The 14,361-nt window shown below is 48.0% G+C and carries 12 protein-coding genes; 9 read left to right on the top strand and 3 right to left on the bottom strand.

Annotated elements, in window-relative coordinates; translation table 11 throughout:
* Window positions 1-97 precede the first annotated feature (97 nt).
* The 3 genes from htpG (at window position 98) to xerD (ending at window position 3,572) form a co-directional block, all read left to right on the top strand.
* Complete coding sequence (htpG, locus tag R2103_RS09430; protein WP_317531185.1) at window positions 98-2,008, top strand: molecular chaperone HtpG; 1,911 nt, start codon at window positions 98-100, stop codon at window positions 2,006-2,008.
* Window positions 2,009-2,167: 159 nt separating this feature from the next.
* On the top strand, window positions 2,168-2,674 hold the full coding sequence (locus tag R2103_RS09425; protein ID WP_317531184.1) for a methylated-DNA--[protein]-cysteine S-methyltransferase: 507 nt from the start codon (window positions 2,168-2,170) through the stop codon (window positions 2,672-2,674).
* Window positions 2,661-3,572 (top strand): site-specific tyrosine recombinase XerD, encoded by a 912-nt coding sequence (xerD, locus tag R2103_RS09420; protein ID WP_317531183.1) that lies wholly within the window; start codon window positions 2,661-2,663, stop codon window positions 3,570-3,572. The genes R2103_RS09425 and xerD overlap by 14 nt, the downstream gene beginning before the upstream one ends.
* Window positions 3,573-3,592: 20 nt before the next feature.
* On the opposite strand, the gene R2103_RS09415 is transcribed toward xerD, so the two are convergent.
* Window positions 3,593-4,066, bottom strand: coding sequence for a disulfide bond formation protein B (locus R2103_RS09415; RefSeq protein WP_317531182.1), 474 nt, complete (start codon window positions 4,064-4,066; stop codon window positions 3,593-3,595).
* A gap of 153 nt (window positions 4,067-4,219) precedes the next feature.
* On the opposite strand from R2103_RS09415, the gene R2103_RS09410 reads away from it, so the two are divergent.
* On the top strand, window positions 4,220-4,561 hold the full coding sequence (locus R2103_RS09410; RefSeq protein WP_317531181.1) for a hypothetical protein: 342 nt from the start codon (window positions 4,220-4,222) through the stop codon (window positions 4,559-4,561).
* Window positions 4,562-4,586: 25 nt separating this feature from the next.
* Here R2103_RS09410 and R2103_RS09405 read toward each other — a convergent pair whose 3' ends face one another.
* A complete protein-coding gene (locus R2103_RS09405; protein WP_317531180.1) occupies window positions 4,587-4,961 on the bottom strand; it encodes a DUF423 domain-containing protein in 375 nt (124 codons plus the stop codon).
* A gap of 55 nt (window positions 4,962-5,016) precedes the next feature.
* Window positions 5,017-6,363 (bottom strand): exodeoxyribonuclease VII large subunit, encoded by a 1,347-nt coding sequence (xseA, locus tag R2103_RS09400; protein ID WP_317532080.1) that lies wholly within the window; start codon window positions 6,361-6,363, stop codon window positions 5,017-5,019.
* A 359-nt stretch (window positions 6,364-6,722) separates the two neighbouring features.
* On the opposite strand from xseA, the gene R2103_RS09395 reads away from it, so the two are divergent.
* The 5 genes from R2103_RS09395 to R2103_RS09375 all read left to right on the top strand — a co-directional run bounded on the left by R2103_RS09395 (window position 6,723) and on the right by R2103_RS09375 (window position 14,320).
* Window positions 6,723-7,331, top strand: a complete 609-nt coding sequence (locus R2103_RS09395) for a MotA/TolQ/ExbB proton channel family protein (RefSeq protein WP_317531179.1) — start codon at window positions 6,723-6,725, stop codon at window positions 7,329-7,331.
* Window positions 7,332-7,705: 374 nt separating this feature from the next.
* Window positions 7,706-8,458 (top strand): VacJ family lipoprotein, encoded by a 753-nt coding sequence (locus R2103_RS09390; RefSeq protein WP_317531178.1) that lies wholly within the window; start codon window positions 7,706-7,708, stop codon window positions 8,456-8,458.
* A gap of 141 nt (window positions 8,459-8,599) precedes the next feature.
* Entirely contained in the window at window positions 8,600-10,603 is a 2,004-nt protein-coding gene (gene shc / locus R2103_RS09385) for a squalene--hopene cyclase (RefSeq protein ID WP_317531177.1), read from the top strand.
* The gene (locus R2103_RS09380; protein WP_317531176.1) at window positions 10,594-11,292 is read left to right on the top strand and encodes a phosphorylase; all 699 of its coding nucleotides are present in this window, start codon (window positions 10,594-10,596) and stop codon (window positions 11,290-11,292) included. Before shc ends, R2103_RS09380 begins: the two co-directional genes overlap by 10 nt.
* A gap of 379 nt (window positions 11,293-11,671) precedes the next feature.
* Window positions 11,672-14,320 carry a TonB-dependent receptor domain-containing protein gene (locus R2103_RS09375; protein WP_317531175.1) on the top strand — a complete coding sequence of 883 codons (2,649 nt, stop codon included), beginning with the start codon at window positions 11,672-11,674 and terminating at the stop codon, window positions 14,318-14,320.
* Window positions 14,321-14,361: the final 41 nt, after the last annotated feature.

Here is a 14,361-nt window from a genome sequence, read left to right as displayed (position 1 = left end):
CTCGCCAGATTAATTGAAAATATTAATTTGTCATCAGATCATCTTGAATTTCTCGATGTAATCCCCATAACTACGCAAAATATTTGAGGAGATAAACGTGCAAGCTGAAACAACCAAAGAACAATTAAGCTTCCAAACGGAAGCGAAACAATTGCTTAAACTCATGATTCATTCCTTATACAGTAATAAGGAAATTTTCTTGCGTGAATTGATTTCAAACGCTTCCGATGCCGCTGATAAATTGCGTTTCGAGGGGCTCACTGATGCGGCACTGTATGAAACTGATTCCGATCTTAAAATCCGTGTAAGTTACGATGCTGACGAACGAGTAATCACCATTTCCGATAATGGCATTGGGATGTCGCGGCAAGAAGTTATTGACCATATTGGAACCATCGCGAAATCGGGTACTCGCGAATTCTTTAATTCTTTAACTGGCGATCAAGCTAAAGATGCGCATTTAATCGGTCAATTCGGTGTTGGTTTTTATTCCGCATTTATCATTGCTGATAAAGTCACTCTGATCACCCGGCGTGCAGGATTGACTGCAGAGCACGGCGTGCGCTGGGAATCCAGCGGTGAGGGGGATTACACTCTGGAGACCGTCGCAAAGCCTGGACGAGGTACCGACGTCATCTTGCATCTGCGCAAGGACGAGGACGATTTTCTCAACGGCATGCGTATTCGCAATATCATTCGCAAATATTCCGACCATATTACACTGCCGATCGTAATGAAAAAGGAAGAATGGTCGCAAGAAGAGAAGAAAAATAAAATTACCGATGAAGATGAGACGATTAACCAAGCTAATGCGCTGTGGGCACGTTCCAAGAATGATATTACCATTGATCAGTACAATGAATTTTATAAGCACGTGGCGCATGATTTTGAACCACCGCTGGCGTATCTGCATGCGCGCGTAGAAGGTAAACAAGAGTACACACAGCTGTTGTATATTCCTGCGCGTGCGCCTTTTGACTTATTCGATCGCGAACGCCGGCACGGTATCAAGTTATATGTGCAGCGGGTATTTATTATGGATGACGTAGAAAAATTGCTGCCAAATTACCTGCGTTTTGTTCGTGGTGTGATTGATTCTAATAATTTACCACTAAATGTGTCTCGTGAAATCTTGCAGGAATCCAAAGACATCGACTCAATCCGAGCTGGCGTGGTTAAAAAAGTATTGGGCTTGATCGAGGATTTGTCCAAAAGTGAGGATGAAGATGGAAAAGAAAAATATAAAACTTTCTACCGGGAATTTGGCCAAGTTCTAAAAGAAGGTGTTGGAGAAGATTTTTCTAACCGTGAGCGCATTGCGAAATTGTTGCGTTTTATTACCACACAGAGCGATGTCGACGAGCCAACGATTTCGCTGGAAGCTTATGTGCAGCGCATGAAAGAAGGTCAGGAAAAGATTTATTACGTAACGGCAGATAGCCTTAAGGCAGCTAAAAATAGCCCTCACTTGGAAGTGTTTCGTAAGAAAGGCATAGAAGTGTTATTACTATCGGATCGGGTGGATGAATGGTTGGTCAGCAATCTAACTGAGTTTGAAGGTAAGCCGTTGCAGTCAGTCGCCAAAGGTGGTTTGGATCTGGGAAATCTGGAGGATGAAGTCGAAAAAGAACAACGTGAAAAAGAAACCAACGCCTTCCAGGAACTAACAGAAAAAATGAAACAAACACTCAGTGAACAAGTAAAAGATGTGCGTGTTACTTTTCGCTTGACTGAATCGCCCGCTTGTCTCGTTGCGGATACCTATGATATGAGCGGTAATTTGGAAAGATTGCTGAAATCAGCAGGACAAAATGTGCCTCATGCCAAACCGATCCTGGAAATCAATCCGCATCATCCGATGGTGCAGCGATTGAAAAACGAGGTCGAAAATTTCGAGGATTGGAGTCATTTATTATTTGATCAGGCATTGTTGGCGGAAGGTGGTCAGCTTGAAGATCCAGCCGCTTTCGTGAAAAGGCTTAACGAATTGTTGCTACTGAAATCCTAAGTTTAATTCTGCTTCTCTACTTTCGATAATCTTCCGGCGTCATCGAGTTGATGCCGGAAGATTCAAATTTCTTCTGAAACTTCTATGTATTCCAACTGTCCATTCTTGGGACACAATAAATAGTATTCAACAATTTTTCAGTTAATAGCCGGGCACACAGTGGGTAGATCAACAAGAATTCAGGTCGTTGACGATTCGATCAAATCATATCAGGCTAAACTACTCGCGCCGTTTGCTGTTCTCGGTATCCGAACAGAAGAAGATTGGCTTACGGCCATTGATTATTTGCCCGTTGACACACCACTATTAGCACCACAGACTTTGTTAGCAAGAGAAGTATGCCGGCAACTGCAAGCCTATCTCAACGAGCCCGATTTTGTTTTTGATTTAAGTTTACATATCAGCGGTACAACCCATCAACAGCGTGTCTGGCAAGCGATTCAGGCAATTCCGAGTGGAGCAACCTGCAGTTATGCTGAAATTGCAGCGCAACTCCATTCCGCACCAAGGGCAGTAGGCGGGGCATGCGGCGCTAACCGGATTCCGATTGTAATACCTTGCCATCGTGTTATTGCCAAAAATGGCGGGTTAGGAGGCTTTATGAATGCGAGCGAAGGCAACCCTTTAGAAATCAAGCGTTGGTTATTGCGCCATGAGAGCACCTGAACTAAACGCCGGTCTGCTCGACGAATTTTCCGACGCCTTATGGTTGGAAGATGGTTTGTCGCGGAACACACTGGACAGCTATCGCAATGATTTACAGTTATTTGGTGAATGGCTCAGAAAACGCAATCAAGGTAATAGTGTGCTAACCGACGCAACGCACTCCGATTTGCTTGAATTTTTGGCATCCAGAGTATCCGCCAAGATCAAGGCGAGCACTACCAGCCGGGAATTATCCAGTCTGAAGCGCTTCTATCGTTTTCTATTGCGCCAGGGAAAAATTACTACCGATCCCAGTCTCAATATCGAAACACCTAAATTGCAGCGCAGCTTGCCGGAAAGTTTGACAGAAAAAGAAGTGGACCTGTTGTTGAGTGCTCCTGACTTGCAGCATCCACTTGGCTTGCGTGATCGTGCCATGCTGGAGGTGTTGTATGCCAGTGGATTGCGCGTATCTGAGTTGATCAATTTAAGATACTCGCAAGTGAGCATGGATATGGGGGTTTTGCGGGTCATGGGAAAGGGCAGAAAGGAGCGTCTTGCGCCGCTGGGTGAAGAGTCTCTCGAATGGCTAAGCCGATATACTAAAGAAGCCAGACCTGCACTGCTAAATGGCATTGTTACAGATACCATATTTGTCACAGCACGCGGTGCAGCTATGACGCGCCAAGCGTTCTGGTACCTTATCAAACGTTATGCGCAGATTATCGGGATAGATAAACAGTTATCTCCGCATACTTTGCGTCACGCCTTTGCCACACACCTATTGAATCATGGCGCCGATTTACGTGTTGTGCAGCTGCTATTGGGTCATGCCGATATTTCTACTACGCAGATTTACACGCATATTGCACGTGAGCGCCTGAAGCAGCTGCATGCCAAACACCATCCGCGGGGATAGTTTCCGGTTGTAATCCGGCGTTATTTTTTGGCCAATAGTACATAAAGCGCCAGAATTCCAAACCCCGCAAAAGCGATTAATGACCAATCCGGGATTGTCAGTGTTAAAAATTTCCAATCGATATTGGCGCAATCGCCATTAGCCTCAAACATTCCAGGCCACCAAGCGGCAATCGGTAAGGAATTTAGAAAAGCTTCTTCCGGACTGATGCCGCATTCAAATGCTTCCGGAAATCGTATTAACCACGCATGCCGTGCGGCAATGACTGCACCCGTCAGCGCGAATACGCTCAACAAGAAACCATAAATCCGCCGCCCGATCACTCCTGGCTTATGCAGAAACGCCATTAGTGCAGTCAATCCTAACATCCAGTAAGCAACGCGTTGTGCTACGCATAATGGACAAGGCAGTAATCCTTCCACATGCTGCAAGTATTGCGCGTAGCCTAGAAGACCGGTACAGCAAAGCAGAATAAATAAGAATAATAGTCTCATTTGTTTCTTCTCTCAATCGAATTGGTTGCTCAGTTTGTCCACAAAGTATTTGTGGATTTCAGATAGTTTGCTATGATGAACATATTCAGTTCATCGAATATTTAGAGTAGCACTGGAATTTACTTTTCATTTATTCAATCGAGGAAATTTGCCATGCGAACAAAGATATTGATTATAACGTTGATTACCTCTACTTTATTTGTCTCAAGTGCATCTATTGCAGAATTAGGGAAAATGGATAAAGCTGAAGCCCAGGCTACAACTAAATTCGATCATATCGGATTAGCTGAGATGTATGAAAAAGAAGCTAACGAAATGACTGCAAAAGCCAAGGCACAAAAAGAATTATTGGAAGAATATCGGCGTCATAGCGAGTATTACGGTCGAGAAGGTCAAGATTTCCAGGCGCACCACGAAGCTTTATTGCGGGAATATACAAAAGCAGCGGAGCGTAATACGGGAATGGCTGCTTCACACCGGAAAATGGCCAAGTAAGCAGAAATATGGGTAAATGGTCATTTCATTTTTCTTTCCAGATCGCATAAGCCAGCAATATCCAGGCGGTGAGGAATGAAACACCGCCGAAGGGTGTGATCATGCCAAGTGACCTTGTTCCGGTTACGCTCAGTGCGTAGAGACTGAAACTGAACAGCACAATGCCTGCCATCATCAACCAGCCTGACACCGGCATTAACCGGGATTTCGGGAAATGCAGCAGGAGCAGGCCGATGACAATAATTCCAAAGGCGTGATAAAAATGGTACTGCACACCGGTATGATAAACCGACAGCATATCGGCTGATAAAAACTGCTTTAAGCCATGTGCGCCGAAAGCGCCCAATGCGATGCATAAAACCGTATTCAGTATACCCAGGATCAGAAAAGTTTTTGGCATCGATAGTTTCGTCCTTGTTGTTCTTGTTAAGTGAGAATTAAATGCGTGCGTTATGTCAGGAATCACCGGTTTTTGTGATATCCGCCTCACACGTTCCGTGCGCAAATTTTACCTGAATTCGATCGCCGTAATGAACTTGTTTGCTGTCACGAACGATGATGCTGTTTGCGGCATACGTAATGCTGTACCCGCGTTCCAAAACCGATTGCGGATTTAAATGACATAATTGCGCTTGTACATGGTGCAGCTCAATCGCCAAGGTTTCAAAATGACGGATATAAGCAGCACGAAAACGTGCAATCGATTCTTTTTGCTGCTTTTCCATGTCAGTAATATTGGGGCTTGCTGCCATTAAGCGCTGATTGAATTCGAGTAATTTCCATTGTTTCCTTTCCACTTGATGCGCCCAAGTCGTACGGAAGCGGTCTTGCAGATGCTGCAAATGAATGGATTGCTGTTTGATGCGATCACCCGGATGAATTAAGCGATGCGACAGCATATCGGCACGCTGCATCGCATTTTCTATACGATGCAGCGTAATGCGGTACATGCGCTGGTGCAATGCATTCAGGCGTTGGCTTAATTCCTTATGATCCCGGCTAGCCAGTTCGGCGGCTGCCGTTGGCGTGGGGGCGCGAATGTCGGCAACAAAATCCGCGATGGTAAAATCAGTTTCATGCCCAATGCCACTGATAACCGGAATCTCACTGGCAGCTATGGCGGCTGCAACCATTTCTTCGTTGAATGCCCACAAATCTTCAATACTGCCGCCGCCGCGACACAGTATCAGCACATCACATTCCGCGCGCCGGTTTGCAACTGTGATGGCGTCCACAATGGTGCTGGCGGCAGTTTTTCCCTGTACCAGCACCGGGTAGATGATTACCGGCAAGGATGGCATGCGGCGCCGCAATGTCGTTAGCACGTCGCGCAGTGCAGCCGTATCTGGAGAAGTGACGATACCGATTTGTTTGGGGAATGCGGGTAACGGTTTTTTCTTGACCGGATCAAACAATCCGGCTTTTTCCAGCTTGGCTTTAAGCTGCTCGAAAGCCTCAAATAATTCGCCCAATCCGGCGCGCCGGATTGTTTCAATATTGAGCTGAAAATCGCCGCGTGGTTCATAGAGGGTGACCAGAGCAAGCACTTCTACTTGCATGCCATCCTTTGGTTGCCAATCGATATATTGATTTCTGTGACTGAATAGCACACAACGGATTTGCGCATTGCTGTCCTTGAGGGAAAAATACCAATGACCGGACTGATAGCACTTCAAATTCGAGATCTCACCTTTGATCCACAGCAGCGGAATATTCTGTTCCAGGAATAGCTTGGTGCTGCTGTTCAGTTCGCTGACGGTGAGCACTTTATGCGTAAGACTGGATATTGGAAATAGATTCATCATAGAGATCGGCAATCTTCACCTGTTGATCGAAACAGAGCCGGTGTAGCGTTTAAGTCCTGGAGAATGCTATAATTTTAAAGTAAATTATTGTTTATTAATCAGTATCATTCGAGATTAAAAAATAATCAAACTAGAAAAAATGTTTGAATTGGGCAACTTAATTCTCGTATTGGTCACATACTCACAAACTTATCCACAGAAATTGTGGATAGAAAATCGGTATTTTTTTGCAGCAAAACGGCGATCACGATACATTGCATGCCGAATCGAGCATCATTACGAAATCAATTAATCGGGTAATATAGTAAGCCACAGAATAATACCCGGATCTATATAGAGAGTGAGGAGATTATCACGTGTTATCGTTAATTCAAGCGGCCGGATGGCCAATCTGGCCGATCATCATTGCTTCTGTCGTGGCTTTGGGCATCATCGGGGAGCGCATGTGGACATTGCGGTTGCGTATTGTTTCACCAAAGGAATTGCTGCCCAGGGTGTTGAACGAATATAAACGTAATGGTGTGAATGCAGAGATGCTGGCGCGCTTACAGCAGCACTCGCCGCTGGGGCAAATTCTTGCCGCCGGGCTTAAAAATGTTAAAAGCACCCGCGAAGTGATGAAAGAATCCATTGAAGAATCGGGCCGGGTGATCGCGCACGATCTGAATCGCTATTTGACAACGCTGGGGACGATTGCGGCATTGAGTCCTTTGATGGGTTTGTTTGGAACATTGGTGGGTATGATCGAGATTTTCGGTTCGAATTCTCCAACGGGCAGCAACCCGGCGCAACTCGCATACGGAATTTCAGTCGCTTTGTATAATGCGGCTTTCGGGATACTGGTGGCGATTCCCAGCATGATTTTCTACCGTCATTTTCGCGCCAAAGTCGACGACATCGTCATAGAAATGGAATTGCAAGCTTTGAAGTTAGTCGAAATGGTTCACGGGGAACGAGAAAGCTGAGTAGTGCGTTCTTTAGCCTAGTGCACACCCTCAACAAGATTAATCCGGAGCATAAAGCATATCCGGTCAAAAACCGGAATAGCTGAGGCAGCAAAACATGATGTCAAAGTAGTAGTGTATACTTCGGCTGGATTAATTTTTGACTGGAAAAATGACACAAGAACAGGCGGGTAGCAATAGTAAATGGAGCTCGCCGTTATCAGTTGATTCAGAAGCCAGAAGTTTATTTGCTCAGATCATCCGCAGAGCGGATCAATGGTTTTTCTGCTATGAAATTTACAGGTTAATTGTTTTACACGTAAATGAATGAGAATATTCGTATCTTGAGAAATACAAATTCGATAATTAATCATAGCCGCTTAATGGTTGTTTTATTGTTTATCAGCATTGTTGCTTTGCAAGGCTGTGTATCAGCTCCAAAAAATAGCAATCAGGATTTGGATCCGGCCGACCCGCACGAAAAAATTAATCGCGCTTCCTACGATATTACCGACAAAGTGGATCGGACCGTGTTTGTGCCGATTGTGAATGCTTACATTGATTATGTTCCCAATGCTGCGCAGCGGTCGATCGGAAATTTCTACGATAATTTGTCTTATCCGAACGTTGCACTGAATTCTTTTCTGCAGGGAAAAGTGACGCAGGGTGCCTCGGATACCTTACGTTTTTTTGTGAATTCAACAGTCGGTATGTTCGGACTTTTTGATATGGCGACGCATATGGGGCTGCAAAAGCATGATGAGGATTTCGGCCAAACGCTGGGTGTCTGGGGAGTAAATCCAGGATCTTATCTGTTTATTCCGCTCGTGGGGCCCAGCAGTGAACGTGACGTCACGAATATTCCCGTCGGTATTTTCACCAATGTGCTTTTTTATGCCGGTCTTGTGGTGGGTTCCTACTTCGCGGCTCCTCTGACCATTCTGGGGGCGATCGATAAGCGCGCGCGCTTGATCGGTCCGATGCGAATTCGCGATGAAGCTGCAATCGATCCCTATTTGTTTGTGCGGGAAGCCTCGTTGCAACAACGCGAATTTCTCGTGCATGATGGCAAACTGCCATTAGATCTTTATGACTATGAGCATTTTCAGGATAATCCTTTTGAAAAAGACGGAAAAAAGCAAAAGTAACGAGCCGGTATAATCATCGTTTCATGGCTTTTGCAGCAAGGCATCGGCAGGAAGCCGCTCTTATGTAAAAATAAAATCAGTTTGGATCGCAGCAAGTGTTTTATCCATTGGGGAATTTGTAACGTACAGTGTTAGGAATATATGGACGGACTTCAGAGAGTAGCGAATCTATCGCAGCAACAAAGTGATTTTACGGTTAACGGTGAAACCCCTGAATCGGATACGGCAACAACCCTGAATCAGGATGGTATCAACACCGCCGAGCTGGAAACGAAATTTGACCAAGCTCGTACAGCCATGCTGGCATTACAAAATCCGGACGGACACTGGTGTTTTCCGCTGGAAGCGGACTGCACGATCCCGGCCGAGTATATTTTAATGATGCACTTCATGGATGAGATCGACGTGATTTTGGAAAACAAGATCGCCCGTTTTATCCGTGACAAGCAGGACATGACGCACGGCGGCTGGCCGCTCTATTATGGCGGCGCGTTTGATATCAGCTGCACGATCAAATCGTACTATGCGCTGAAGCTGGTGGGGGACTCGACTGATGCGCCGCACATGGTGCGCGCACGGGAAGCTATTTTGGAACGCGGCGGGGCAGCCAAAGCCAATGTGTTCACGCGTTTGTTGCTGGCTATGTACGATCAGATCCCGTGGCGTGGCGTGCCGGTGGTGCCATCGGAACTGGTGCTGCTGCCAAGCTGGTTTCCTTTTCATATCAGCAAAGTTTCGTACTGGTCACGTACCGTGATGATACCGCTGTCCATTCTGTGCACCATGAAAGCGCGTGCGATCAATCCGCGTAAAGTGAATATTCGCGAATTGTTTATCGTGCCGCCGGAAGAGGAAAAAAATTATTTTCCCAGAGCGGATACCGTTCTGAAGCGCGCATTTATGCTGGTTGAGCGTATTTTGTCGCGGGTGGAGCCGAAGCTGCCGCAATCAATCCGGCAATATTCGATCCGTAAAGCGGAACGCTGGACGCTTGAACGTCTGAATGGCGAGTGCGGTATCGGTGCGATTTTTCCGGCCATGGTTAATGCGCATGAAGCATTGACGCTGTTGGGCTATGCCTATGATCACCCTAATCGAGTGCAATGCCGTAACGCGCTGCGTGGATTGCTGGTCGACGAAGGCGAGCGCATTTGGTGTCAGCCCTGTACATCGCCGGTCTGGGATACGGTATTGACCAGCTTGGCATTGCAGGAAGATCCAACCACCGGTCAGGAGCCGGTGTTGCAAGCATTGGATTGGCTGGTTGAACAGCAGGTTCTGGACGAGCCGGGCGACTGGCGCGACAAACGCCCCGAATTGTTGGGCGGCGGCTGGGCGTTTCAGTACGCCAATCCGCATTATCCGGATCTGGACGATACTGCCGCTGTGGCATGGGCGTTGGATCAAGGCGGCGCGGAGCGGCATCATAAATCGCTGGAGCGCGCAGCCAATTGGCTGGCAGGCATGCAATCGCGTAATGGCGGTTTTGCCGCTTTTGATATCGATAACACCCATCACTATTTGAATGAAATTCCTTTCGCCGATCATGGCGCTCTGATCGATCCGCCCACTAGCGATGTGACGGCACGTTGTGTCGGTTTGCTGGGAAAATATGGCAGGCACCAGCTCGAAGTGTGGCGCGGCATCAGCTTTTTGTTGCGCGAACAGGAGCAAGACGGTTCCTGGTTCGGGCGCTGGGGCACTAATTATATTTATGGCACATGGTCAGTGCTGGAAGCTTTCCAACTGGCCAAGTTCGATATGCAACACCATTCCGTGCGCCGCGCCGTGAAGTGGCTGGAATCGGTGCAAAGAGCCGATGGCGGCTGGGGTGAAACCAACGATTCTTATTTGGATAAGCAACTGGCGGGGCGGTTTCCCGAAACCAGCACGGCATTCCAAACCGCTTGGGCTGTACTGGGCTTAATGGCAGCGGGTGAGGTCAACAGCGAATCGGTTCGCAAAGGAATTAATTATCTGTTGCGCAATCAATCCAGCGATCACTTGTGGGAAGATCCTTGGTTCACTGCGCCTGGCTTTCCGCGCGTGTTCTATTTGCGCTATCACGGTTATTCAAAATTCTTCCCGATATGGGCGCTGGCGCGTTACCGTGCGCTGACCAGAACAGTCGCCGCGTGCGTGTAACCGGACTGGTGACAGCCTTACGGGCTGAAGCCAGTTGCATAGTACCGGCGCGGATTCCATTCAATCGAATGGTGCAGCTGAATGACCATGCGTGCTTGTGGTTAAGCGGCATGGGCGCGCAGGCTGCGGGTGCGGCCGCCGAAGGGTTGTATCAACAGGGTGCGATGGCGCTGGTGAGCTTTGGTGTTGCCGGCGCGTTGGATTCCACCCTAAAACCAGGCGACCTGGTTTTGCCGGATGTCATTCACGCAGGTGAACAGTTGCCGGTTGATTTGGCATGGCGTGACCGGCTGCAAAGTTTACTGCCCATCGATATTACCCTCGTCAACGGCGGCTTGGCGGACAGTGCTGTGCCGCTGACGGATGAAAAAGCCAAACGCAATCTGGCGCAAGTCACCGGTGCCTGTGCGGTGGATATGGAAAGCGCCGCCGTGGCGCAAGTGGCAGCAGCAGCAGGCATCCCGTTCATTGCTGTGCGCGCTATTATCGATCCGCTTCATTTCTCGCCACCGGAAGCATTGCTCAGCGCCGTGTATCCCGATGGCGGTGTGAATCCGCTACGCCTTACGGCATTGCTGCTGAAACGCGCAGTTCGTATCGGCACGTTGCTGCAAATGGGTGCCGGTATGCGTGCGGCACGCAAAACTTTATCAAAGGTTATTCAATCCGCCGGTACAGGGTTGGCCTGAATCTAAGCCGGTGCCATTGACCCGACTCTGTTTGAGCCGATCGGACATTGTCACTTGCCGCTGTCTATCAGGATTACATCCAATAACCATGCTGTGCTACAGAATAAGTCACTGATCAGAATTGTATTTATCGAATCGGATCATTCCCAGTCTTTTGGAAAAATTCTGGCAGCTTGTGTTTTTCCCTATCCAAATAATCGTTCCGATCCAGCTCTAGGTTAAGTGTGACAAATTGCCGCTGTGGCAATTTGTCACTTTCGAACCCTCTTGCGTTAAGAAGATAATGGCAATTATCTTTAGCTCAAGTCTCAAGCAAATGCCGCAAGTTACTCAAAAATCTGAGAAACGATCGACCATGATCCTCGCGTTTGGATCACTCATGCTGTTATCTTTTTTCCTGCCGCAAAACCCGGCCATGATGCTTGTCATTAGCAGTGATTGGCACGACGGTTTTCATCATCCATTGGAAGGGTGGGATCATATTCTGACCATGATTGCGGTAGGAATATGGGCCGCGCAATCGCGCGGACAGGCTGTCTGGGTATTACCCCTGGTATTTGCCAGCGTCATGAGTCTTGGCGGATTTGCCGGTGCAGTGGATATCGCACTACCCTATACGGAAAATATCATTCTTCTGTCCGTCCTGCTACTCAATGTATTCATTATCCGCAAAATTCAATTTAGCGCCCCGCTTAATATGCTGATCATCGCGCTGTTTGCTTTTTTCCATGGCTACGCGCATGGCCAGGAAATATCCGCTTCCGCCAGTCTGATTTCCTATACCTCCGGGTTCGTATTCGCCACCTTACTGTTGCATGGCACCGGCATACTGATTGCGCGTTTAGCGATATTGGCACTGACTTTTTTCGTTGGTAACAACGTGCATGCCCAAGAAACTGCTCAATTGATCAATACAACCCCCAGATCAATGACGGAAATCAAGCCTGAAGCAGGTAAAGCAAAATGGGTGGTATTTAACGAGATGCGTGTGACTGAGCGGGCCAATTCACTGATAGGCGTTGCCGATAGCGCTTCTCAAGGCAACGTGGGGCAAGCCCAGATCAAATTCCGGCCGATCACGCGTCCGGCGGAAGTGCTGGAAACCATTCCCGGCATGATCGCCACACAGCACAGCGGCGAAGGCAAAGCCAATCAGTTTTTTCTACGTGGATTCAATCTCGATCACGGCACCGATTTTCTAACCCAGATTGAAGGCGTGCCGGTCAATCAATTATCGCATTCCCACGGACAAGGCTGGACAGATACCAATTTTCTCATTCCGGAACTGATCGAAACGCTGGAATACAAAAAAGGCATGCACTATGCCGAGAATGGAGATTTTTCCAGTACCGGTTCGGCCAATATCCGCTATTTTAAAAAGCTACCGGAAACCATGGTCAGATTCACGGGAGGCAGCTTTGATTATTACCGCGGATTGATCGCCGGTTCCCGCGCATTAGGAACGGGTAATTTGTTGTATGCGGGAGAAATCGTGCACAACAATGGTCCGTGGACGGTTGGCAACGATTATTTGAAATTTAACGGTCTGTTGCGATATAGCCAGGAGTACGGCAATCATGGCTGGAGTGTAACCGCCATGGCCACTAAGTCCGATTGGAAAGCGACCGATCAGATCCCAAGGCGCGCGCTGCAGCAAGGGGTCATTGGCCGCTATGATGCGCTTGATCCTACCGATGGCGGCAGCAGCCAGCGCTATAGCCTGACTGGTGAATGGCATCACCGGGGTGAGAACAGTATTACTAAATTAATGGTTTATGGGGTGAATTCCAAGCTGGGTCTGTTCTCAAACTTCACCTATTTTCTGGATGACAATGAATACACCAACACCGTCGGCTGTGCCGGTTTAACTGGATTGGATTCAGGGAGACAATTCAATCCAGCTCTTTTTAATACATGCGGCGATCAATTCGGCCAACCGGACGATCGTTGGACAACCGGCTTCAAGGGCAGCCACACGATTTTTCACACTATCGGTTCTGTTGATTCAGAAACCACATTCGGTTTGCAAGTGCGTAACGATAATATTCACAACGCACTGACCAGAACGCATGCACAAAGAAGAACCGGCATCACGCGCCAGGATACCATCTGGGTAACCAGCATCAGTCCGTACGCGGAAAACAAGCTGACCTGGACGGATTGGTTACGTACCAGTTTGGGGTTGCGTTTCGACGGTTTCCGCTTTGACGTGAATCACAGCAATATCAGACAGAACATGGGCGAACGCTACGATGGCTTGGTCAGTCCTAAATTTGGCATGGTTCTAGGACCGTGGGCGGATACCGAGTTTTATCTGAATGGCGGTCTTGGGTTTCATAGCAACGATGCGCGCGGCATCAACACCCGTATCGATCCGCTCAGCGGTGATTCCGTTCAGCGTGCCGATCCGCTGGTCCGTACTTACGGCGCGGAGGTTGGTGCACGCACGGTGCGGATCAAAGGATTGCAAAGCACGCTGGCGTTGTGGTGGCTGGATATTGACTCGGAACTGCTATTTGTCGGGGATGCCGGCACGACGGAGGCCAGTCGCCCCAGCCGCCGCTACGGGCTTGAGTTTGCAAATTATTATTCGCCGACGGATTGGTTGACCTTTGACGCCGATGTCAGTTTTTCCCATGCACGTTTCCGCAATAAAGTACCGGATGAAGGTAATTATGTGCCGAACTCGGTCGAAGCAGTGGTTGCAACTGGCGCTACTTTTCATCATGTTTTTGGCGGTTTTTTCGGTGGCCCCCGGTTACGTTTCTTAGGGCCGCGCCCTTTAATCGAAGACAACAGTAAACGCTCGGATTCCACGATTCTGCTGTCTGCCATGCTCGGTTATGAAGTCAACAAAAAATTAAGCTTGCAGGCCGAGGTGTTCAATATGCTCGATCGTAACGATCCCGCGATCACTTATTTTTATACATCGCGGCTGCCCGGTGAATCGACTGACGGCGTGAGGGATTTTCACTTTCATCCGGTAGAACCGGTGAGTTTCCGCTTGAGCTTTACATTGAAGATTTAACTTGATCCGGGATACCCGGAATTCATCACCAAAAGGGGGAA

Source organism: Nitrosomonas sp. Is24 (assembly GCF_033063335.1).
Lineage (GTDB): Bacteria > Pseudomonadota > Gammaproteobacteria > Burkholderiales > Nitrosomonadaceae > Nitrosomonas.
The sequence above is the reverse complement of the archived record's forward strand: the minus strand, read 5'-3'. Positions and strand labels throughout refer to the sequence as shown.